Source organism: Bacillus sp. ISL-45 (genome assembly GCF_018613195.1).
In the GTDB taxonomy this organism is placed as follows: domain Bacteria; phylum Bacillota; class Bacilli; order Bacillales; family Cytobacillaceae; genus Mesobacillus.
In genome coordinates, this window is sequence record NZ_JAGGQQ010000004.1 from 285103 (window position 1) to 307842 (window position 22740).

Genomic DNA, 22740 nt, shown 5'->3' on the forward strand with positions numbered 1-22740 from the left:
ATATTAGTATTAGCTTGTTCATTCAACTTTTTTCATAAACTTTCCTGAAAACTTGTTTCGTAAACTTTGCTGCTTCATATGGCCTAACATTACGTAGTTTCCTCGACAACTGGGTCCGGGCCGGCTTGTTGTATAAATAAGATTTTCACTCGAAAAAACTGCTTAAAAAGGAATCATTACATCAAAATATAGGGGTTTAGGTCGACAGAAATCTGCAAACCCCCTGTCCCTGTTTCCTGCTGGTAATGGTCAAGTATGGTTTTTAGGGCGTTCTTCAGTTCTGGTTCCTTTTTGTATTTTATCAGACATTGATAGCGATATCTATCGTTGATCCGTGGTATTGGCGATGCTACAGGCCCCAGTACAACCGCTTCATTCGACAGCCTGGAAGAGATGAACTTCGCAATTTTTTCCGTAACTGACACTACTTTCATCAATTCTTGATGGCTGACTGTAACAAGTGAAAGATAGTAAAACGGCGGGTACTGGTGAACCTTCCGCATCAGCATCTCTTGCTGGTAAAACCTGTCATAGTCCTGTGTCCCGGCAAGCTCAACACTGTAATGCTCGGGTGTATAAGTCTGGATTACTACCTCTCCGGGAAGCTTGTGTCTTCCAGCCCTCCCGCTTACTTGTGTTAATAGCTGGAAGGTCTTTTCCGAAGACCGGAAATCGGGCAGGTTCAACATAGTGTCTGCTGAAAGGACACCTACTAATGTAATGTTTGGAAAATCCAACCCTTTCGCGATCATTTGCGTACCGAGTAAAATATCCGCCTGACCCTCTTGAAATGCCGTGAGCAGCTTTTCATGTGAACCTTTCCTGCCAGTTGTATCGACATCCATCCTGATGATCCTCGCCTCAGGGATCAATTTCAACAGTTCTTCCTCAACCTTTTGTGTCCCGGTCCCGAAATAGCGGATATGCTCACTATTGCATTCAGGACAAATGGTCGGCACCCTGTCTTCGTAACCGCAATAATGGCATTTCATCTGCTCATTATATCGGTGGTATGTCAGTGTGATATCGCAATGCGGACAGTTCATGACATATCCGCAATCACGGCACATCACAAACGACGAATGCCCGCGTTTATTTAAAAACAGGACGGTCTGCTCTTTTTTCTCAAGCCTGTCTTTTATCTTTTCAAAAAGCTTTACCGAAAACATCGATCGGTTTCCTGTTCGTAATTCCTCTCGCATATCGACGATTTCAACGGTTGGCAGCGCCTGATTATTCATCCGCTTGGGGAGAGAGAGCAAAGTATACCTTCCTTTTTGTGCACGGGCAAATGATTCAAGTGAGGGAGTCGCACTGCCGAGGACGACTGGACAAGCATTTGTCTTAGCCCTCTGGATCGCTACGTCCCTTGCATGGTATCTTGGGTTCTCTTCTTGCTTATAGCTCGTTTCGTGCTCTTCATCGATGATAATGATTCCGATATTCTCGAATGGGGCAAAAATCGCCGACCTGGCTCCTACCACCACTTTTACTTCCTTGCGCTGGATTTTCCGCCATTCATCATACTTCTCACCCGCAGACAGACCGCTATGCATGACAGCCACCAGATCACCAAATCGCTCCTTGAAGCGCGTGACCATTTGCGGCGTCAATGAGATTTCCGGAACAAGCACAATCGCTTCCTTGCCTTTACTCAATACCTCCTGTATGGACTGCAAATAAATTTCAGTCTTACCGCTGCCTGTCACGCCATATAAAAGAAAGACTTCATGCAAGTCCTTTTCAATTGCAGAAAGGATGGGGCCAATCGCTTTTTCTTGTTCAACTGTCAGTTCGAGAGCCATTTTCCGTTCAAATTCCCGTTCTGAATATGGGTCCCTGTATACCTCCAGCTCTTCTACTTTCAGCATACCTTTCTTAGCTAGTGACTGTATTGATGCCTGGGAGATTCCAAGACTGGAGAGCAACAGTCTCTGTTCCACAGGTTCTGGATGTTCCAGAAAGAAATCAAGTACAGATCGCTGTCCTGACGCCTGTGGTGAAAGTTTGTCCCTTGCCTCCCTGAGCTGAACAGGCTCAACTGCAGGTGAAACATGTTTGAGCAGCTTTTTGCGCACTCTGTCCTTCACCTGGTAAACTACCTCTACCCTGCCAGACGACGCCTCCTTTTGCAGCTGCTGTACAAGACCCTTGGTAACGGCATCCTCCCAGCTAATTTCATTATTTTCCCTGAACAACTCTATTAAATTTCCAGGCAGATCAGTTATATCTGTCCCTTTTGCAAGCACAATCTTCTTTTCGTATTTTGCCTTCAACGCTGCTGGAAGCATTGCCTGGTAAGAGGAGATTTTATAGCTTAGTGTATGTTCAGTCAGCCAGTCCCCCAGTTCGAGAAGTTCTACATTCAGTACGGGTGTCAAATCAAGTGGTTCGATGATTGAGCGCAGCTTAGAGAAGCTGGACTCTTTCTTAAGGTCCCTGACAAATCCCTGGATTTTTCTTGGACCAAACGGTACGATGACCCTTGTCCCAGGCTTGATTACATCTTTGAATTTTTCAGGTATTTTATAGTCAAAGGTTTTGTCAGTTTGCTTTGCAGGCACATCGACAATAACGCTTGCTATATTCATAAGCTTTCATCCTTTTTAAAACAGTGAATGACTTCGGCAAGGATCTTTCGGGCTACATCTGATTTTGACATCAAAGGCAGCTCGACGTACGTACCATCCTTTTTGTAAATGGTGACAATATTGGTGTCAGCACCAAAGCCCGCGCCTTCCTGTTTGACGTTATTCGCCACAATCATGTCTGCATTTTTTCTGGCAAGCTTGCCCTTCGCATGGTTTTCGACATCATTGGTTTCTGCTGCGAACCCTACAATCACCTGGCTCGTTTTCCTTTGTCCGAGTTCAAACAGTATATCCTTCGTCCTTTCAAGCTCAAGAGCCTGGTCGCCTTCTTTTTTCTTCATTTTCTCTTCATAGATATATTTCGGCCGGTAATCCGCGACGGCTGCGGTACCAATCATGACATCTGCTTTATCAAAATGCGCCAGGGCAGCCTGGTACATATCCTCTGCACTTTCCACTTTAATCAATTCGGTTCCGGTTGGAGGTTCGAGGTTGACCGGCCCCGAAACAAGGATCACTCTTGCCCCCATTTTCACAGCTTCCCCTGCGATTGCATAGCCCATCTTGCCAGTTGAATGGTTGGTCAGAAAGCGGACAGGATCGATTTTTTCTCTTGTAGGGCCCGCAGTAACCAAGACAGTTTGACCTGATAGATCGCCGCCCTTATTAGCAAAAAACTGGCCAGCAAGGTCCACGATTGTCTCAGGTTCCTCAAGACGGCCCTTGCCTGTGTAACCACATGCCAGATACCCTTCTCCGGGTTCGATAAATTCATAACCGAAGCTTCTTAAAATTTCCATGTTTTTCATGACAGCAGGATGCTGGTACATATGAACATTCATCGCTGGCGCCACCCACACAGGTGCTGTCGCGGCGAGAAGTGTAGTAGATATCATATTATCAGCAATCCCATTTGCAAGCTTGCCGATGATATTGGCAGTCGCCGGGGCAATTATGATCAAATCAGCCCAATCAGCTAAATGGATATGGGCGATATTTTTCGGATTTTTCTCATCGAATGTATCTGTATAAACTTCACTTCTGGACAATGCCTGAAAAGTGAGCGGAGTAACGAATTTAGCTGCAGAATCACTAAGGATCACTTTCACTTCAGCGCCGGCCTGTGTCAACTTGCTCGTCAGCGCAGCACCCTTATACACAGCGATCCCACCGGTCACGCACAATAGAATTTTTTTACCGTTCAGCATGTCAGAGAACCCCCATTTTACAACAAACTATCATTATGATTGAACTATAACATTTTTTCACAGATTAAGCATGAAATAGGCAAGACAGCTGCTTTAATATAATCGCTGTGACATGTACAGAGCCTTACATTATGACCTACCTGGACTATGCCCATTTTTATTGGGTTTATATATTGTTTCAATGGGACCTTTTTTCAAGCAAAGTCCCGTTTCGGGCTTATAGAACCATTCTATTTGCCAGTAACGTCTAAACAAAAAAATAACAACCCAATAAATAGGTTGTTATCGCGGTGTTATTCGTTGATATTTAACTCTTCATGGCTTCCTGCTGTCTTGAAATGAAGCTTTTCTGCGTTGATCTCTTCGAGTGCCTTGCCGACGAATTTGTGGGAAACATACTTATCTAACTTAGCATCCATATGGACCTGCATGCTGCGTGCGCGTTTTGCCGCAACCGATACCAATGAGTATTTTGAATCAATTTTTGTCATTAAAGAGTCAATAGAAGGGTTAAGCATTTATTCTACCTCCAGCATTTTTTTATAACGATGTTGAACTCGTTCCCTGCGGCAGTGTTCCGCAACAACGATTGATTTAACTCGCTGTGCCGCGTTTTCAACATGGTCGTTTTCAACAACATAATCGTATAATTCCATCATTTCGAGTTCTTCTCTAGCAGCTTTCATCCTGCCTTTGATGATATCTTCTGTTTCTGTGCCTCTTGTCACGATCCGGTTTTCAAGTTCTGAAAGGCTGGGCGGCGCTAGGAAAATGAAAAGTCCCTCAGGGAATTTCCTCCTTACCTGGCTTGCTCCCTGAACTTCAATTTCAAGGAAAACATCCCTTCCCGCATCGAGCGTTTCGCGGACGTACTCAACTGGAGTCCCATAATAATTGCCAACAAACTCTGCATACTCTAGCAATTGGTCCTGTTTGATCATTTCTTCAAATTCTTCCCTGGTTTTGAAGAAATAATCTACTCCATTTTGCTCTCCTTCACGCGGCAGCCTCGTTGTCGCGGACACGGAATACTCAAAAGCTGTATCGTGCTGAGAAAATAATTCTTTCCGGACCGTTCCTTTGCCAACACCTGATGGCCCTGAAAGAACAATCAACAATCCTTTTTCCTGCATTAAATAGTCCTACCCTTCATCAATAATATCATCACGGTCATTCAGGCGGTGTGCTACTGTTTCCGGCTGTACCGCAGAGAGGATGACATGGTCGCTGTCCATGACTATAACAGCCCTCGTCCTTCTTCCATATGTTGCGTCTATTAATGACCCACGGTCGCGTGCGTCCTGGATGATCCGTTTTATTGGAGCTGATTCAGGACTTACGATCGAGATGATCCTGTTAGCTGAAACAATATTGCCGAAGCCTATATTTATAAGCTTTATTGCCATGATGGTCCCCCAATCATCAGTTATTTATTTTGGCCTTTTTAGACCCTTTCTAAACGCTACTCTATATTTTGCACTTGTTCCTTAACCTTTTCCAAGAGGCTTTTCATCTCGACTACTTCCCTGGCAACTCTTGAATCATTCGCCTTGGAACCGATCGTGTTGACCTCGCGATTCATTTCCTGAAGCAGAAAATCGAGTTTCCTGCCAAGAGGCTCATTCGCCTTCAATATTTCTTTGAATTGACTTACATGGCTTTCAAGCCTGGCAATTTCTTCACTGATATCAGCTTTATCCGCAAAGAAGGCAACCTCGGTAAGGATTCTGTCTTCACCTGCCTGGCTATCCGTCAATTCAGCCATTTTCTTCTGAAGCCTTTCACGGTACTGCTCTACAACACTCGGCGCCAGCTTTTTCACACTCGTGATATTTTCTTTTAACTGCTGGATATGCTGCAATACATCCTTTTCAAGTGCTGATCCTTCCAGCATACGCATTTGGACCAGTTGGCCCCCTGCATCCTCAACGGCTGAAAGGAGAAGAAGTTCAAGTTCTTCATTTTCAGCTTCTATTTCCTCAATATGGATGATTTCTTGCCTGCTGACTATATCACGGAGCTCAATATCCCCCGCAATGCTGTACCTGTTCTTGATTTCAGTTATGTGATGAACTAATTCGTCAAGGGCTTCCCAGTCAATATGTACACTTCGGCTAACTATGCCTTCGCCCTCCAAAGTTACAAATACTTCGACTCTCCCTCTTTTTATATGTGCGCCGAGTTTCTTTTTTATTTTTTCTTCCGTTTTCAGGAGCTGCCGGGGCATGCGAATATGGAACTCACAAAAACGGTGATTGACCGTTTTGACCTCGACTGTGACACTGAACCTGTCAGATTCAGTCCTGCTCCTTCCAAACCCAGTCATACTGACGACCATTTCAGACACATCCATTCTTTCTAAAAAGTCGAGTTTCCTGTAGACCCCGTGGAACAGGCTTATTCGTTTATGTAAAATCTAATTTATGTTTTTCAACTCCGCTCCTTCCCTCGAAAGGAACTTCCAAGCTTAAGATTGTTAGCTGTAAATGCAGGAAAGATTACGAAAGTATTAGTAAAAAAAAGAAAGGCAATAGAGCCTTCTCTATTACCTAACGGATTATATCATATTTCTCTTTGTTTTTCTTGCAAAAAATGTTCCCGCAAGCAAAAATGTAGGAATTGCCGATAAACCAAGGATCAATAACCAATCCATCGCCATTATTGGAACAGTGTGGAATATTGGCTGCAGCACTGGCGAATAGATCACTACAAGGACCATGACCAAGGAAGAAATAACGGCCCAAACTAAATATTTGTTCTCAAAAGGGTTGCGGGCGAAGATTGATTTTTCGCTCCTGCAGTCGAATACGTGAATCAACTGTGCCATCACGAGTGTAGTAAACGCAATGGTCTGTGCATATACCAAGTCGTCCGGATTTCTATTATAGACTATCATGAAGGCAATCAGAGTCATCAATCCAATCAGGAAACCTCTTGACACTACTTTCCAGCCTAACCCCCGGGCAAATACCCCTTCCTTAGGATGGCGCGGCTCCCTTTTCATCACATTATCCTCAGGCTGGTCAAGTCCTAATGCCATCGCGGGGAGGCCATCTGTCACTAGATTCACCCAGAGGATCTGGATCGGCACGAGCGGAAGAGGCAAACCAAGGATCATCGCGAACAGCATGACTAAAATCTCCCCAACATTGGAAGCCAGGAGGTATCTGATGAACTTCCTGATATTTTCATAGATGTTCCGGCCTTCCTTAATGGCTGCTTTAATTGTGGCGAAGTTATCATCCAGGAGTACGAGGGAAGATGCTTCTTTTGCTACATCTGTACCTGTTATCCCCATAGCCACCCCTATATCCGCAGCTTTAATCGCTGGCGCATCATTTACGCCATCACCAGTCATCGCAACAATATGTCCTCTATTTTGCAAAGCTTTTACAATCTTAAGTTTGTGTTCAGGCGAAACTCTCGCAAAAACCGAAACATCTTCGACGATATCCTCTAGCTCTGTAACAGACAACTCGGATAATGCCTTGCCATCCAAAACTTTGCTGCCTTTGGTTAATATCCCTAACTGACTAGCAATCGCCTTCGCTGTAATGACATGGTCACCAGTAATCATTACGGTTTTAATACCTGCGTCGCTGCATTCTTTTACAGCTGTTTTCACCTCAGGACGCGGCGGGTCGATCATACCCTGCAATCCTATGAAAACAAGGTCTTTCTCGGCTTCATTTTCATGAAGGACGACAGTGTTTTGCGGAATAGGTTTGAAGGCAATGGCAATTGTTCTTAATGCGTTTCCAGCCAGCTCGTCAATCGCCCCCTGGACTTTAGCAGTCAAATCTTTTGTCAGGCGCTGCTGCCTTTCATCCCAGAGAATTGAATCACTTAACCCAATCAGGACATCCGGTGCACCTTTAACAACAGCAAATTTCCGTCCAGTTTTATCCTTCACGATCATACTCATCATTTTCCGTTTGGAATCGAAAGGGAACTCGTTAACAATTTCAAACTGGTCCAGCAGGCTTTCCCTTCTGTAACCCGCTTTCATTGCTGCTACCAGCAGAGCACCTTCAGTAGGGTCACCATCAATTGTGTACTCGCCATCTTTATCAATCATTTCAGCGTGATTGCAAAGCATCCCAAATGTCAGCAGTTGCTGCAATGACTTTTCACTATGCGGATCCACGCTTTTGTCTTTATAAAAGAATAATCCTGTTGGTGAGTATCCCACTCCATCCACAGTCCAGGTTTTATTGCCGCTCCACAGATGAGTAACGGTCATTTTGTTTTGAGTCATCGTTCCCGTTTTGTCAGAACAAATAACGGATGCGCAGCCCAGTGTCTCCACTGCCGGAAGCTTTCTGACGATCGCATTCTTTCTGATCATTCTCTGGACACCCAGTGACAGTGCAACAGTAACAATTGCCGGCAGACCTTCCGGGATGGCGGCAACCGCCAAACTGACCCCTGCCAGGAACATTGTATATAGGTCATGCCCCTGGAGCACTCCAATTCCTACTACCAATAAGGTTAAGAAAAGAGCTGCCGTAATCAGGATTTTACCTAGTTGTTCAAGCCTGCGCTGAAGTGGTGTTTCCTGTGCTTCAGCTGTTTGCAGCAAGTCAGCAATCTGGCCCATTGCAGTTTTCATGCCTGTAGCAACGACAACACCGGTTCCAGTTCCCCTTGTGACCATCGTGCCCATGAACGCCATATTTTCCATATCACCCAGTCCCGGATTAGGAATCCTCAGCGGACTTGTATTTTTCTGTACGGGGACAGACTCCCCCGTCAGGGCTGATTCTTCAATTTCCAAACTTCTGGATTCAATCAAGCGGATATCCGCCCCAATCCTGTCCCCGCTTATAAATTTAAGGATATCTCCAGGTACGACTTCCTTTGACGGAATCTTGGTCCACTCGCCATCACGCAAAGCATGGACTTGCGGAGCGGAAAGCTCTTTCAAGGCATCAAGTGATTTTTCCGCCTTTCTTTCCTGGAAAAACCCTAAAACACCATTTACAAGAACAATGGCAATGATAGCGATCGCATCGACCATTTCTCCGAGAAGTCCTGATATCAACGTAGCTGCAAGGAGCACCAGTACCATGAAATCCTTAAACTGGCTGAAGAATAATAACAGGGCCGATTGCTTCTCCCCCTCGGCCAATGCGTTATATCCATGCTGATCACGTCTGCGTTTTACTTCCTTTTCTTCCAATCCTTCTGTAAAATCTGTTCTTAAGGCACTAGCTATTTCATTTTCATTCATCTCATGGAACTTCATGGGGCCATCACACTTCCTCCTTGTTTGTCCTACTCTAAAGAAAGCTTATTCAGCCCTGTCCAAAAAAATGATAAGATGTTTATAGAATAGAAAAGCGAAGGCGACTGCCCAACTCCGACAAGCGTTGGAGGGCCTGACAGTGAAGTCGTTCTTTGACTTCATTGGCAGGACCGAAACGTCTCGAGGAGTTAGGAGCCGCAGCTGGACAATATAAAAGCGGAAGCGCCTTGGTCAGCCCCGGCAAGGCTTCAGATAAATAGAAAAGGATGTATTTCACATGTCATTTGACGGATTGTTTACAAGAGCCATTACAAACGAACTTTCTACCCTTCTTAAAGGGGGACGAATCAATAAAATTCACCAGCCTTATAAAAATGAAATAATCCTGGCTGTGAGGGCAAACGGAATTAACCATAAACTCCTTTTGTCTGCTCATCCAAGCTACGCAAGAGTCCAAATCACAAACGAGCAATATGATAACCCTAATGAGCCGCCAATGTTCTGTATGCTTCTGCGTAAACACCTTGAAGGCTCCATTATTGAAGACATCAAACAGGCCGGCCTGGACCGTATGATTATTTTTGAAGTAAAAGGGAGAAACGAAATCGGCGATATCTCCTACAAAAAGTTGATTGTCGAAATCATGGGACGCCACAGCAATATCATCATCGTCGATAAACAAAGAAACATGATTCTAGATAGCATCAAGCATGTTTCATTCGCTGTGAATACACACAGGGCGATCATGCCCGGGCAAGAGTACGTAATGCCTCCCCAGCAGAAAAAAATGAACCCGTTTGAGGCACAGGAAGAAGATGTCTTAAGGCTTATTGATTTTAACGCTGGGAAAATCGATAAGCAGCTAGTTTCCAATTTTGCGGGTGTGTCACCGGTGCTGGCCAGGGAAATAGTCTTTAAAGCAGGCCTTGCAAACCGAACCACGATTCCTAAGGCCTTCATCTCTGTGATGAGTGAACTAGGGAAACATAATTACAATCCTTCCATTACGATTGGCAGTACTAAAGAAGCCTTTTACCTGATGCCGCTGGAGCATTTGAACGGTGATGCAAAAACATTTGATTCGCTGAGCAGCCTTCTCGACCGTTTTTATTTTGGCAAGGCGGAACGTGACCGGGTCAAACAGCAGGGAAATGATCTTGAGCGGCTGATCGCAAATGAAAAGGAGAAAAATGAGAAGAAGATCAAAAAGCTGGAGATGACTCTTGAAGATGCGAAAAAGGCTGAGCAATATCAATTATATGGAGAGCTGCTGACAGCTAACATCTTTATGGCCAAAAAAGGCATGAAGGAAATGACCGTTGTTAATTATTATGACGAGAACGGCTCTTCCATCACGATTCCGCTTGAGCCGCGAAAAACACCTTCTGAAAACGCCCAGAGATACTTCACCAAGTATCAAAAGGCCAAGAACTCCGTCAATATTGTAAAAGAACAAATAGAAATAGCAAAAGCAGAGGTTTTCTACTTCGATTCTCTCCTGCAGCAGGTTGAAGCTGCTTCACCAAAGGATATAGAGGAAATCAGGGAAGAATTGATAGAGGGCGGATACATCAGGGCCCGGCAAAAAAAAGGTAATAAAAATAAGCAAAACCTCAAGCCGCAGCTTGAAAAATACCGATCTTCAGATGATACAGAAATACTGGTCGGAAAAAATAATAAGCAAAATGATTACTTAACGAATAAGGTGGCAGCCAGGGATGAAATATGGCTTCACACAAAGGATATCCCGGGGTCTCACGTGGTCATCCGCAGCAAAGAGCCAGCTGAAGAAACCATTCTCGAAGCAGCGCAAATTGCGGCCTACTTCAGCAAAGCACGGAATTCCAGCTCTGTTCCTGTCGACTTCACCAAAGTGCGCCATGTGAAGAAGCCAGCCGGCGCAAAGCCTGGGTTCGTGATTTATGAACAGCAGCAGACCGTTTACGTCACACCAGATGAAGATATGATTCTAAAATTGAAACAGTAATATCAAGAAACCCGCCTTGTTTTCAACAGGCGGGTTTTGATTATTACAGATCGCTGCACTGATATATGTCAGGCCATCAGGCTACTGCTTCTTTCTTTTTTCTATATTGTTTTATGAAACCAATGATTGCAGGAATGAAGGCAGTAGAAGATACCATCAGCAGGGTGAGGAATAAGTTATTCTCTACCCAGGCAATATTCCCTAGTATAAATCCTGCGGATAACCAGAACGCAGTCCAGGTCAACCCGCCAATTAAATTGTAGCTTAAGAAGGTTCTAAATTCATATCCTGTGTATCCTGAAACAAATGGGACAGAGGTTCTCATAAGCGGGACAAACCTTGAGGAGGTGATGGCAACCCTCCCATAATTCGCTAAAAAGCTTTTGGCCTTTCCAATCGATTTATCTGATGTTAGACGGTATAGAAATTGGTTTTCGGAGTTCAATTTCCCAAGCTGCTTTCCAATAAAAAAATTCTGGCTGTCACCCAAAACAGTTGCGGCTGCAAAGAGGAAAAACAAGCTTTCTACATCTAAATCTCCGGTAGCCGCCAGAGTACCGCTCGCGAAAACCATTGAATCCCCTGGCAAAAAGGTCAGAATAACAAAAGCCGTTTTAAAATAAACAATCAAAAACAATAGTATATAAATGGCTGCACCATACTCGTCAATATAGTAGTGGAGACTACTATCAATATTTTTCATCAATTGAAGGATTTGATCCATTCGTCCATCCCCTCTACTAGATCCCCGGTGAATACTATTGGGTTATATTACTATTGAAACATATTCTTAAGGCATATTGCCAAACTGAAGGCCAGCTTATATTCATTTGCAGAACATTAAAATCTGTTTTCGCATTGATTGTTACTTTTGAATTCTAGGAAATTCTTAAATTCGATTTACAGTTTCTCTTTACGAGCAGAAAAATATTATTGGATAAAAAGGTATTTATCTCCGAATAATATAATGACGTCAAATTTGTAATCATAAAAATACATACGAACAAGTGATTGTGGATTTAAAGTTGGAGGTATTTTTCGTGGAAGATATTAACCATAAAGTTAGCCTGTCATCAGGAGAATTAGCGAATCTTTGGAATCAGTATATGAATGATTCGTTATCTATTTGCATACTAAACCATTCCATTAATACGGTTAAAGATGAAGACATTAAGGAAATCCTTCAATTTGCCCTTAGCCTTGCTGAACATCACATTGTAAAAGTCAAAGAGTTTCTAAAGCAAGAAAATTACCCGTGTCCAAAAGGTTTTACAATAGATCAGGATATTAACCTGAATGCTCCTCCTTTATTTTCAGATACCTTTATGTTGGTATATATGCATATCATGACATTGCATGGAATGACAGGTTATGCTGGAGCAGTGGGTACTTCTGTCCGCGCTGACCAAATCACCTATTTTATTGAATGCAATAAAGAAGCAATGGAATTATACGAAAGAACTGTACACTTAATGCTTAAAAAAGGCTTATACAGCAGAACACCACATATCAATAGTCCAGGAAAAGCAGACTTCGTACACGATAAAAGCTATTTAACTGGCTGGTTTGGAAAAAAGCGACCATTAAATGCGATGGAAATCAGCGGACTAAGTTTCAATATGCAAAAGACTGCAGTGAAAATTGTGTTAGAAATTGGATTTGCACAAGTGTGCAAATCTAAAGAACTTCAGAAATATTTTAACAAAGGAAGGGATATCTGTAAGAAACATTTCGAGACTTTCAGGTCCTTTTTGATTAAAGACAATTTATCCTCTCCAAATTTATGGATATCAGAAGTTACTAATTCAACTGTACCACCCTTTTCAGACAAACTGATGCTATTCCACATCGAAACATTAATTTCTGCCGCTATTGGGTTTTATTCCGCAGGTTTGTCAGTATCACAAAGGCGGGATCTTGCTTTGGAGTACACAGGCCTTGTTACAGAAATCGGGTTATATGCAGAAGATGGGGCCCAGCTTTTAATAAAAAACGGCTGGCTTGAGAGACCACCGATGGCAGATGATAAAGACGAGTTATCCAATAGCAAATAGGATTTGAACGATCATTACAATAAGCCAAGCCGTATATCATTTAGGCTCTTTTCTCAAACTTTGTTGCTATTGACTACTAAATAGGATTGTATGAAAACATGCAGCCTTTTGCTGGCTGCATGTCCTTTATTTATTCTTAGCTGCCCCCCATTCTGCAGGGTCCCTCCGCCATTCGGCCAGACTTTCCAGGCTCTCTTTGCTGATCAAACCTTTTTTCTCCGCTACTTTCGCAAGAGTTGAAAAGTCAGTCAGAGAGTACGCTTGAATATTCGCGGATTTAAGCTGCTGAGCACCTTTTTCTAATTCATATGTAAAAATCGAGACAACCCCTAGAACTTCGCAGCCTGCTTCTCGCAACGCCTCGACTGCTTCAATAACGCTTCCTCCTGTGGAGATTAAATCCTCGACAACGACGACCTTCTGGCCCTTATAAACCTTCCCCTCAATCTGATTCCCTTTTCCATGTCCCTTTGCTTTCGAGCGAACATAGCTCATCGGCAATTCAAGCAGTTCACTGACCCAGGCGGCATGCGGAATTCCTGCCGTGGCCGTTCCCGAGATCATCTCAGCATCGGGAAAATACTCAACAATCAAACTCTTCAATCCTTCAGCCACTCTTCTGCGGATGGAAGGGAAAGACAGAGTCAGCCGGTTATCGCAGTAAATCGGTGATTTCAGTCCCGAAGACCATGTAAATGGATTGTCAGGCTGCAAGCTGACAGCTTCGATTTCAAGCAATGCTTCTGCTATTTCTCTTTTCATTGATATACACCCTTCCATTCATTATTAATTGCCAGATAGCTCTCCAGGGGATTAGTTGCTCGTGTAATTGGCCTTCCGACCACGATTGCGGATACACCTTGTTTCCTCGCAAATTCAGGAGTAGCCGTGCGTTTCTGGTCCTGAAGCGCACTTTCAGCTGGGCGGATCCCCGGTGTTACGCTCAAGAATTCCTGACCCAATTGGCCATGAATGAAACTGGCTTCATGAGGGGAACAGACCACACCATCAAGCCCTGACTTTTGAGCCAGTGCCGCATAATTTAGTACGGACTCATGTAACGATACCCCAATCAGCTGTTCAGAATTGACCTGGATTTCAGATGTACTTGTCAATTGTGTGACCGCAATGCAATCAGGACGCTTAAGGCCCGCCGGAGTGCCTGCATCAAGGCCTTCGATCGCTGCTGCCATCATTTCCGAACCTCCAGCAGCATGGACATTCACAAGGTCACACCCCATTCCAGCGAGCACCTTCATCGCACTCTTTACTGTATTAGGAATGTCATGGAGCTTCAGGTCAAGGAAGATTTTATGATTCCGCTTCTTCAACTCCTCAATAATCGACGGCCCTTCGGCATAAAAAAGCTCCATTCCAACTTTTACAAAAAGCTGTTCATTTTCAAATGGTTCAAGGAACTCAAGCACGTGTCCCTTGTTCGGGAAATCAAGGGCGATAATAAGCGAGTCTCTCATTCTTTTTCCAGCTCCTCCCCGTTAATTCAGAAATATGGTCTGCCCCAAGCTTAGCCAGCCATTCCGGCAATTCCTCGATGATTTTCGGGCATACAAAAGGGTCCACGAAATTCTGGGTTCCTACCGCTGCCGCACTTGCACCGGCCAGGAAAAACTCGACCACGTCCTCAGCCGATTGGATCCCCCCCATTCCGATGATCGGGATGGATACGTGCTGACTGACTTCATAGATCATCCTGATCGCTACCGGCTTAACGGAAGGGCCGGACAAGCCGCCGGTTTTATTCGCAAGGATCGGCTGCCCTGTCATCAGGTCAATTCTCATGCCAAGCAAAGTGTTGATCATTGTTATCCCATCCGCTCCTCCATCCTCAACTGCCCTGGCGATCTTGACAATGTCAGATACATTAGGAGAAAGCTTTACATATACAGGCACTTCAGACACATCTTTTACCTTCCGGGTCAGGGCCTTAGCCATATCCGGATCCGTGCCGAATGCGATCCCGCCTGTTTTTACATTTGGACATGATATATTCAGTTCAAGGGCATGGATATTCGGAGCCTTGGACAATTGTTCTGCTACTTTTACATAGTCATCCTCCGTTGAACCAGCGATGTTCGCAATGATTGGCACATCGAACTGCTCAAGCCATGGAAGTTCTTCATTAAACACTTTCTCTAACCCGGGGTTCTGGAGGCCGATGGCATTGAGCATTCCGCCTGGCGTCTCGGCAACCCTCGGCGTCGGGTTTCCAAAGCGCGGTTCTGGTGTCGTAGCCTTTATCATGATTGCCCCTAGAAGACTCAAGTCGTACAGCTGGCTGAACTCCCTGCCAAAGCCGAAGCAGCCTGAAGCAGGCATAACTGGATTTTTCAGATTTAACCCTGGCAGCTGGATTGATAGCGAACTCATATGACAACCTCCCCTGCTAAAAAAACTGGTCCATCGCTGCAGACCTTTTTATACGTGAAGCCCTGTGGATCATCCTTCGTATGGCAAACACATGCAAAGCATGCACCGATTCCGCACCCCATCCGTTCTTCTAGTGAAAGGTAGGTTTTAGATGCATAATTACCATTTTCAACGGCTCTCAGCATGGGTGTCGGACCGCATGCAAAAATAATATCCGCTTCCAAACCGCTAAGAACATCAGTAACGAAACCTTTTCTGCCATATGTGCCATCAACAGTTGTAACATACACTTCACCAAAGTCGGACAGCTCTTTTTCGTAAAAAACTGCACTGGCTGTTTGGAATCCGATTATGCTTATGACTTTAACTCCATTTCGGGCAAGCTGCTTAGCCAGTTCATACATAGGCGGGACTCCAACTCCACCGCCAACAAGGATTGCCGTTTGCCCCTGTTTGGCTTCTCCTGCCGGAAAGCCATTACCCAGCGGTCCCAGGACATCGACTGACATCCCTGGGGTTTTTTCGGCTAGCAGGGCGGTTCCCCTTCCCTGCCTCCTGTAGATAATCGTGAATGTGCCATCACTGATCGAAGCAATGCTGATTGGCCGGCGCAAAAGCGGGTCGAAACCTTCCCCAACTTTCACATGGACGAATTGGCCTGGCTGAGACATAGCCGCAGAAAGTTCACCGCTTAGAACGAGCTCAAAAATATTTTCAGCAATCTGTCTGTTGCTCAATACTTTGCAGTTTTCCTGCATGATCATGAAAAAGCACCTTCTTTGGCTTGCTCCATCGGCTTTAGTGCATCTGCTGAAAATGTCATAGATTCAATGACTCGTAATATCGCTTTTGCTGTATCAAGGGAAGTCAGGCATGGCACACCATTTTCTACAGATTCTCGGCGGATCCTGAATCCATCACGTTCTGGCTGCTTGCCTTTTGTCAGCGTGTTGATGACCATCTGTGCTTCTCCCTTACGGATCACATCGATCAGGTTCGGTCCTTCAGCACCGATTTTTCCGACTGTTTTCACTTTAATGCCGGCAGTCTCCAAATATTTGGCTGTCCCCTCTGTAGCCATCAACTGATAGCCAATACTCGAGAATCTTTTTGCCAGTGCCAATGTTTCTTCTTTATCCTTATCTGCCACAGTTAGCAGGACTGTACCAAACTCTTTGATTTTCATGCCGGCAGCAATCATGCCCTTATACAAAGCTTTTTCCAGGGTTGTATCCTTGCCCATGACTTCTCCGGTAGACTTCATTTCCGGCCCTAGTGTAATGTCTACCCTACGCAATTTTTCAAACGAGAACACCGGTACCTTAACAAAAACTCCTTCTTGCTCAGGTACAAGACCGGTTTCATATCCTTGCGCACGCAGGCTCTGGCCAAGGATAACCTTAGTTGCGATTTTTGCCATTGGAACATTCGTGATTTTGCTCAGGAATGGTACTGTACGGCTGGAGCGAGGGTTCACTTCGAGCACATAGACTTCTTCATTAGCAATGACATATTGAATATTCAGCAGACCGACAATGTTCAACCCTCTAGCAAGATCAATCGTATAGTTTACCAGCTTTTGTTTTACATCCTCACTAAGGCTTTGAGGCGGATAGACACCGATCGAATCTCCCGAATGGACACCGGCTCTTTCGATATGTTCCATAATGCCTGGTATCAATACGTTTTCTCCATCGGAAATCGCGTCAACCTCTACTTCTTTCCCAATCAGATAACGATCGATCAGCACGGGATATTCCGGATTGATCTTTACCGCGTTTTTCATATAATGAAGAAGTTCTTCTTCCTTATAGACAATCTCCATTGCCCTGCCGCCGAGTACATACGATGGACGCACAAGAACTGGGTAGCCGATTTCTGATGCAATCAACGCTGCTTCTTTTACTGATTTTGCTGTACTTCCCTTTGGAAGCGGGATTTGCATGCCGGATAGTGCCTGTTCAAACTTGTCACGGTCCTCAGCTCGATCCAGATCCTCAAGGCTTGTTCCGAGAATCTTCACTCCCCTGTCTACAAGCTTTGATGCCAGGTTGATTGCAGTTTGCCCGCCAAATTGGACGACTGCTCCAATTGGTTTTTCAAGATTGATAATGTTCATGACATCCTCAATGGTCAAAGGTTCGAAGTACAATTTATCCGAGATGCTAAAATCCGTAGAGACCGTTTCTGGATTGTTATTGACGATGATGGCCTCGTACCCAGCTTCTTTGATGGCCTTAACGGAATGGACAGTCGCGTAATCGAATTCGATTCCCTGTCCGATCCTGATCGGCCCGGACCCCAGTACAATGACGCTTTCCCTTTCTGTCACCACTGATTCATTTTCTTCCTCATATGTGCTATAGAAGTATGGAGTTTCTGATTCGAACTCAGCGGCACAAGTATCGACCGTTTTAAATACAGGGGTCAGGCTGTTCTCAATCCGCCACTGGTATACTTCCTGTTCTTCCACGTTCCACAGTTCAGCAATTACCTTATCTGAAAAGCCTTTGCGTTTTGCTGATCTGGCTGTTTCCGGGTCAAACTTCTTTTTTGCAAGCTCTTGCTCAAAAGCTATTAATCTCTCTAATTTATGAAGGAAGAATAAATCGATCTTGCTCCAGCTGTGTAAAGTTTCAATTGAAATGCCTCTTCTGATAGCCTCTGCAAGGTAAAATAATCTCTCGTCACCGGCCTTGCGAATTCTCTTCTCAAGCAATTCATCGTTGATTTCGCTTTGATTATTCAAAGAAAGGTGAATTACATCAGCTTCAAGAGAACGAATCGCTTTAAGCAGCGACTCTTCGAAAGTACGGCCGATTGCCATAACTTCACCAGTTGCTTTCATTTGGGTTCCAAGTGTCCGGTTCGCTGAGTCGAACTTATCGAATGGCCAGCGCGGGATTTTTGTTACAACATAATCAAGCGCAGGTTCAAAGCAGGCATATGTTTTTCCCGTAACCGGATTCAGCATTTCATCGAGTGTCAAACCAACAGCGATTTTCGCTGCAAGCTTGGCAATTGGATAGCCCGTCGCTTTTGATGCCAGGGCAGAGGAACGGCTGACTCGCGGATTCACTTCGATTACGTAGTAGTTAAAGCTATCAGGGTCAAGTGCGAGCTGGACATTGCAGCCGCCTTCGATCTTCAGGGCCCTGATGATTTTCAGGCTGGCATTCCTCAGCAGCTGGTATTCACGGTCACTCAAAGTCTGGCTTGGCGCCACGACGATGGAATCCCCTGTATGGACTCCTACAGGATCAAAGTTTTCCATGTTGCAGACAACTATGGCATTATCATTGCTGTCACGCATCACTTCATATTCAATTTCCTTGAACCCGGCTATGCTCTTTTCAAGCAAGCATTGTCCTACAGGACTGTTTTTTATGCCGCTCGTCACAATCTCAATCAATTCTTTTTCGTTGCTGCAGATGCCGCCCCCTGTACCTCCCATTGTAAAAGCAGGGCGGACAATCACTGGATACCCGACTCTCTCCACAAAGGTATAAGCCTCTTCTAGATTGTGAATGATGTCGCTGTCAGGGACCGGTTGTCCGAGCTCGTTCATCAAGTCCCTGAATAACTCCCTGTCCTCCGCCTGGTTGATCGCTTCTAGCTTTGTTCCGAGGATCTTCACGCCACATTCATCCAAAACACCTGATTTAGCCAGCTCAACTGCGAGGTTAAGTCCTGTCTGCCCCCCGAGTGTCGGCAGGATGGCATCCGGACGCTCCTTTCGGATGATCCTTGCCACAAACTCAAGAGTAAGCGGCTCTATGTATACGACGTCCGCAATTTCCGTGTCAGTCATGATGGTTGCAGGATTCGAATTGACGAGGATGACCTTATAGCCTTCTTCACGGAGTGCGATGCATGCCTGTGTGCCTGCATAATCGAATTCCGCTGCCTGGCCGATGATGATTGGGCCTGACCCAATGACTAATATACTGTTAACATCTTTACGCTTTGGCATTTGTGACTGCCTCCTTTTTTTCTGCTTCTACTAACTCGATGAATTGATTGAATAATCCGTTCGCATCCTCCGGTCCTGGTGAAGCTTCAGGGTGATATTGGACAGTGAATGCTGCGGCATTTCTATGGGCCAGACCCTCAACCGTTCCATCATTTAATGCTATATGTGTAACCTCAAGCTCTGTCCCTGTGACAGAATCTTCAGTAACTGTATATCCATGATTTTGCGAGGTCAGTGCTACTTTCCCAGTCCGTAAATCCTTCACAGGATGATTGGACCCCCGATGACCGAATTTCATTTTTTCCGTATTTGCACCGCAGGCAAGCGCAAACAACTGGTGGCCAAGACATATCCCAAATAGCGGTACCTTGCCTAGCAGACCCTTAATCATTTCGATTGCCTCCGGAACATCCTTTGGATCCCCAGGTCCATTTGAAAGCATGATGCCATCCGGACTCAAGCTGAGAATTTCTTCGGCAGTTGTATTGTAAGGTACTACGATTACATCACAGTTTCGGTCATTCAGTTCCCGTAGGATTCCGTGCTTTAAGCCGAAGTCAACCAGCACGACTCTATGGCCGCGTCCTGGGCTTGGATAAGGTGTTTTTGTTGAAACTTGCTTGACCTGGTCGTTCGGCAGGATTCTGCCTTTTAATGCCGCAATGACTTCATCCGGATTTTCTTCCATCCCGCAGATTGATCCTTTTAATGTTCCATGCTGACGAATGATTTTTGTCAGCTTCCTTGTATCGATTCCGGCTATGCCAGGTATGTTTTTCATTTTTAGATAAGCGTCCAAACACAGTTCAGAGCGCCAGTTGGAAGGAAATTCAGCATTCTCCTTCACGACAAGACCTTGGACAGCTGGGTTGATTGATTCGAAATCATCCCGATTGATTCCATAATTACCGATTAGCGGGTATGTCAGCGTCACAATTTGTCCGCAGTATGATGGATCGGACAGGATTTCCTGATAGCCGGTCATACCTGTATTGAAAACAACCTCACCCATCGTCTCCGTTTCACTGCCAAAGCCTTCACCAACAAATACCGTGCCATCTTCCAAGATCAATTGCTTTTTCATACCCTCACAACTCCCTTTTCCCAGACAATTTTTCCTTCAGCAATCGTCAGTACTGGCCATCCCTTGCACTTCCAGCCTGCGAATGGTGTATTTATGCCTTTGGATAAAAATTCTTCTGGATTGATTTCTTTTTCTTCATCAAGATCAATCAATACAACATCTGCTGGTGCACCAGCCTTCAGTTCTCCATAAGGCAGTCCGAATGTATTTGAAGGTTTGACAGTCAAAAACTCTATCAACTGCTTTAAGCTAATAATGTTTGTTTTGACCATATGTGTATATAAGAGTGGGAATGCAGTCTCAAGGCCGACAATCCCAAATGGCGCCATTTCAATTCCCTCTGCTTTTTCCTCACTTGTATGCGGTGCATGGTCAGTCGCGATAAAATCGATTGTCCCGTCAAGCAGTCCTGCAACCAATGCCTCGTGGTCTGCCTGGCTTCTTAGCGGTGGATTCATTTTATAGTTGGCATCATTTCCGGTTATATCATCTTCATTCAAAAGCAAATGGTGCGGCGTTACCTCTGCTGTTACCTTTATGCCATATCGCTTCGCGTCCCGGACTGCTCTGACTGATTCTTTCGTGCTGATGTGGCAAACATGGTAATGGCATCCTGCCTCTTCCGCGAGCAGAATGTCTCTTGCTATATGTACAGATTCACATACTGACGGGATTCCGTTGATTCCCAGCTCAGCGGCTTTCCTGCCCTCATGGAGAGAACCCTTATTGATCAAAGTATTGTCTTCGCAATGTGCGACTATTGCCATATCAAGCTTTGCAGCTCTTCTCATTGCTTCAAGCATCATTCCTGCTGACTGGACACCAACGCCATCATCCGTTAATGCGAATGCACCTGCTTCTTTTAAACCTTCAAAATCGGTCAGTTCCTGGCCAAGCTCGCGCACAGTAATGGACGCATATGGCAAGACTCTTACGGAAGCTGTTTCCTGGATTCTCTTCTGAAGCCACTCCATCTGCTCTTTTGAATCGGGCACCGGCCTGGTGTTCGGCATTGCAGCAACAGTGGTAAATCCACCTTTTGCAGCAGCCAGTGTACCCGTAGCAATCGTTTCTTTTTTCTCCCCTCCCGGTTCGCGCAGATGCACATGCAGGTCTACAAATCCTGGTGCAACCAGCTTTCCTTTAGCATCAATAATTTGCTCAGCATCCGTAGAGATTCCAGATCCGATTGCAGCAATTTTTCCGTCCTCTATCAAAATATCTGTTAACTCAGTTCCTGTTTCAGTAAGCAATCTGCCATTTTTGATCAACATTGTCATTTTTCATTCCCCCATTCCTATTCTCAAGTGCTCTCTTTAACACTGCCATTCTGATGTACACGCCATTTTCCATTTGCTTAAAAATCCGTGACTTTGGACTTTCAACCAATTCATCTGCGATTTCGACGCCCCTATTGATTGGTGCCGGATGGAGGATGATGCTTCCCTTTTTCATAAGCCTTTCTCTCTCAATCGTTAAACCATAGTTTCGGTGGTACTCATTCTTATCAAACAGAAGTTTGCCATCATGCCGTTCATGCTGGACACGAAGGAGCATCACCACATCTGCCCACTTAATGGCCTCTTCTACTGACATATAGCAGCTGCCTGCGGGAAGGTAGTTTTGATCCACCCAATCTTCAGGACCCGAAAAGATAACTTTTGCTCCAAGTCTGACTAGTGCGTCTGCATTTGATCTCGCTACACGGCTATGGAGAATATCACCGATGATTGTAACTGTAAGGTCCTTAAAACTGCCGAACTCTTGCTGGATGGTCATTAGGTCTAGCAATGACTGTGTAGGATGATGCCCTTTTCCGTCACCGGCATTGATGATCGGAATCGATATCCCATTTTCGAGTTCAGAAAAATAATTATCTGCACTATGCCTGATTACAAGTACGTCGGTGCCAATCGCTTCTAGAGTTTTAACGGTGTCATACAAAGTTTCGCCTTTTAGTACACTGGATGTCTGGACCTCAAACGGAATCACCTCGAGTCCAAGCTTGCGTTCAGCCATTTCAAAGCTGGACTTTGTCCTTGTGCTTGGCTCGTAGAATAAATTGCTGATGTACAGTTTTTCTTTTGGCTGCCATGTCTTCCCGCTGGCAAATTCACCCGCAGACAGAATAATTTCCTGTATTTCTTGTTCACTAAGCTGTGATGTCGTCAGTAAATCCCCTTTCACCGCTGATCCCCCCTTCTTTT

At 44.9% G+C, this 22740-nt stretch carries 18 protein-coding genes; 2 read left to right on the plus strand and 16 right to left on the minus strand.

Features of this window, described 5'->3' with window-relative positions:
- Positions 1 to 176: 176 nt before the first annotated feature.
- From priA to J7E35_RS04290, 7 genes are all read right to left on the minus strand, one after another.
- A complete protein-coding gene (priA, locus tag J7E35_RS04260; RefSeq protein ID WP_214777248.1) occupies positions 177 to 2591 on the minus strand; it encodes a primosomal protein N' in 2415 nt (804 codons plus the stop codon).
- Positions 2588 to 3799 (minus strand): bifunctional phosphopantothenoylcysteine decarboxylase/phosphopantothenate--cysteine ligase CoaBC, encoded by a 1212-nt coding sequence (gene coaBC, locus J7E35_RS04265; RefSeq protein ID WP_214777250.1) that lies wholly within the window; start codon positions 3797 to 3799, stop codon positions 2588 to 2590. Before coaBC ends, priA begins: the two co-directional genes overlap by 4 nt.
- 293 nt (positions 3800 to 4092) lie before the next feature.
- The gene (gene rpoZ / locus J7E35_RS04270) at positions 4093 to 4317 is read right to left on the minus strand and encodes a DNA-directed RNA polymerase subunit omega (protein ID WP_041965989.1); all 225 of its coding nucleotides are present in this window, start codon (positions 4315 to 4317) and stop codon (positions 4093 to 4095) included.
- On the minus strand, positions 4318 to 4932 hold the full coding sequence (gmk, locus tag J7E35_RS04275; protein ID WP_192470294.1) for a guanylate kinase: 615 nt from the start codon (positions 4930 to 4932) through the stop codon (positions 4318 to 4320).
- Positions 4933 to 4941: 9 nt separating this feature from the next.
- Positions 4942 to 5205 (minus strand): extracellular matrix/biofilm regulator RemA, encoded by a 264-nt coding sequence (gene remA / locus J7E35_RS04280; RefSeq protein WP_023614949.1) that lies wholly within the window; start codon positions 5203 to 5205, stop codon positions 4942 to 4944.
- Positions 5206 to 5261: 56 nt separating this feature from the next.
- A complete protein-coding gene (locus J7E35_RS04285) occupies positions 5262 to 6137 on the minus strand; it encodes a YicC/YloC family endoribonuclease (RefSeq protein ID WP_214777724.1) in 876 nt (291 codons plus the stop codon).
- Positions 6138 to 6356: 219 nt separating this feature from the next.
- On the minus strand, positions 6357 to 9047 hold the full coding sequence (locus J7E35_RS04290) for a calcium-translocating P-type ATPase, SERCA-type (RefSeq protein ID WP_214777252.1): 2691 nt from the start codon (positions 9045 to 9047) through the stop codon (positions 6357 to 6359).
- Between the two features lie 277 nt (positions 9048 to 9324).
- On the opposite strand from J7E35_RS04290, the gene J7E35_RS04295 reads away from it, so the two are divergent.
- Positions 9325 to 11034 carry an Rqc2 family fibronectin-binding protein gene (locus J7E35_RS04295; RefSeq protein ID WP_214777255.1) on the plus strand — a complete coding sequence of 570 codons (1710 nt, stop codon included), beginning with the start codon at positions 9325 to 9327 and terminating at the stop codon, positions 11032 to 11034.
- A 76-nt stretch (positions 11035 to 11110) separates the two neighbouring features.
- Here J7E35_RS04295 and J7E35_RS04300 read toward each other — a convergent pair whose 3' ends face one another.
- Positions 11111 to 11758, minus strand: coding sequence for a VTT domain-containing protein (locus J7E35_RS04300; protein ID WP_214777257.1), 648 nt, complete (start codon positions 11756 to 11758; stop codon positions 11111 to 11113).
- 316 nt (positions 11759 to 12074) lie between these two features.
- On the opposite strand from J7E35_RS04300, the gene J7E35_RS04305 reads away from it, so the two are divergent.
- A complete protein-coding gene (locus tag J7E35_RS04305; RefSeq protein WP_214777259.1) occupies positions 12075 to 13088 on the plus strand; it encodes a DUF3231 family protein in 1014 nt (337 codons plus the stop codon).
- A 126-nt stretch (positions 13089 to 13214) separates the two neighbouring features.
- Here J7E35_RS04305 and pyrE read toward each other — a convergent pair whose 3' ends face one another.
- From pyrE to J7E35_RS04345, 8 genes are read right to left on the minus strand one after another with little or no spacing between them, the layout of a single operon-like run.
- Positions 13215 to 13850 (minus strand): orotate phosphoribosyltransferase, encoded by a 636-nt coding sequence (gene pyrE, locus J7E35_RS04310; RefSeq protein WP_214777261.1) that lies wholly within the window; start codon positions 13848 to 13850, stop codon positions 13215 to 13217.
- Positions 13847 to 14563 carry an orotidine-5'-phosphate decarboxylase gene (gene pyrF, locus J7E35_RS04315; protein WP_214777263.1) on the minus strand — a complete coding sequence of 239 codons (717 nt, stop codon included), beginning with the start codon at positions 14561 to 14563 and terminating at the stop codon, positions 13847 to 13849. The genes pyrE and pyrF overlap by 4 nt, the downstream gene beginning before the upstream one ends.
- Positions 14535 to 15476, minus strand: coding sequence for a dihydroorotate dehydrogenase (locus J7E35_RS04320; protein ID WP_214777273.1), 942 nt, complete (start codon positions 15474 to 15476; stop codon positions 14535 to 14537). Before J7E35_RS04320 ends, pyrF begins: the two co-directional genes overlap by 29 nt.
- Positions 15473 to 16237 carry a dihydroorotate dehydrogenase electron transfer subunit gene (locus tag J7E35_RS04325; RefSeq protein WP_353050334.1) on the minus strand — a complete coding sequence of 255 codons (765 nt, stop codon included), beginning with the start codon at positions 16235 to 16237 and terminating at the stop codon, positions 15473 to 15475. Before J7E35_RS04325 ends, J7E35_RS04320 begins: the two co-directional genes overlap by 4 nt.
- The gene (gene carB, locus J7E35_RS04330; RefSeq protein ID WP_214777277.1) at positions 16237 to 19449 is read right to left on the minus strand and encodes a carbamoyl-phosphate synthase large subunit; all 3213 of its coding nucleotides are present in this window, start codon (positions 19447 to 19449) and stop codon (positions 16237 to 16239) included. The genes J7E35_RS04325 and carB overlap by 1 nt, the downstream gene beginning before the upstream one ends.
- Positions 19436 to 20533, minus strand: coding sequence for a carbamoyl phosphate synthase small subunit (locus J7E35_RS04335; RefSeq protein WP_214777279.1), 1098 nt, complete (start codon positions 20531 to 20533; stop codon positions 19436 to 19438). The genes carB and J7E35_RS04335 overlap by 14 nt, the downstream gene beginning before the upstream one ends.
- Complete coding sequence (locus J7E35_RS04340) at positions 20530 to 21813, minus strand: dihydroorotase (protein WP_214777281.1); 1284 nt, start codon at positions 21811 to 21813, stop codon at positions 20530 to 20532. The genes J7E35_RS04335 and J7E35_RS04340 overlap by 4 nt, the downstream gene beginning before the upstream one ends.
- Positions 21776 to 22720, minus strand: coding sequence for an aspartate carbamoyltransferase catalytic subunit (locus J7E35_RS04345; RefSeq protein ID WP_214777283.1), 945 nt, complete (start codon positions 22718 to 22720; stop codon positions 21776 to 21778). Before J7E35_RS04345 ends, J7E35_RS04340 begins: the two co-directional genes overlap by 38 nt.
- Positions 22721 to 22740 lie beyond the last annotated feature (20 nt).

Coding starts and splice junctions, on each gene's coding strand:
- priA (WP_214777248.1), bottom strand. CDS start 2,591: ATGAATATAGCAAGCGTTATTGTCGATGTGCCTGCAAAGCAAACTGAC.
- coaBC (WP_214777250.1), bottom strand. CDS start 3,799: ATGCTGAACGGTAAAAAAATTCTATTGTGCGTGACCGGTGGGATCGCT.
- rpoZ (WP_041965989.1), bottom strand. CDS start 4,317: ATGCTTAACCCTTCTATTGACTCTTTAATGACAAAAATTGATTCAAAA.
- gmk (WP_192470294.1), bottom strand. CDS start 4,932: ATGCAGGAAAAAGGATTGTTGATTGTTCTTTCAGGGCCATCAGGTGTT.
- remA (WP_023614949.1), bottom strand. CDS start 5,205: ATGGCAATAAAGCTTATAAATATAGGCTTCGGCAATATTGTTTCAGCT.
- J7E35_RS04285 (WP_214777724.1), bottom strand. CDS start 6,137: ATGGTCGTCAGTATGACTGGGTTTGGAAGGAGCAGGACTGAATCTGAC.
- J7E35_RS04290 (WP_214777252.1), bottom strand. CDS start 9,047: ATGAAGTTCCATGAGATGAATGAAAATGAAATAGCTAGTGCCTTAAGA.
- J7E35_RS04295 (WP_214777255.1), top strand. CDS start 9,325: ATGTCATTTGACGGATTGTTTACAAGAGCCATTACAAACGAACTTTCT.
- J7E35_RS04300 (WP_214777257.1), bottom strand. CDS start 11,758: ATGGATCAAATCCTTCAATTGATGAAAAATATTGATAGTAGTCTCCAC.
- pyrE (WP_214777261.1), bottom strand. CDS start 13,850: ATGAAAAGAGAAATAGCAGAAGCATTGCTTGAAATCGAAGCTGTCAGC.
- pyrF (WP_214777263.1), bottom strand. CDS start 14,563: ATGAGAGACTCGCTTATTATCGCCCTTGATTTCCCGAACAAGGGACAC.
- J7E35_RS04320 (WP_214777273.1), bottom strand. CDS start 15,476: ATGAGTTCGCTATCAATCCAGCTGCCAGGGTTAAATCTGAAAAATCCA.
- carB (WP_214777277.1), bottom strand. CDS start 19,449: ATGCCAAAGCGTAAAGATGTTAACAGTATATTAGTCATTGGGTCAGGC.
- J7E35_RS04335 (WP_214777279.1), bottom strand. CDS start 20,533: ATGAAAAAGCAATTGATCTTGGAAGATGGCACGGTATTTGTTGGTGAA.
- J7E35_RS04340 (WP_214777281.1), bottom strand. CDS start 21,813: ATGACAATGTTGATCAAAAATGGCAGATTGCTTACTGAAACAGGAACT.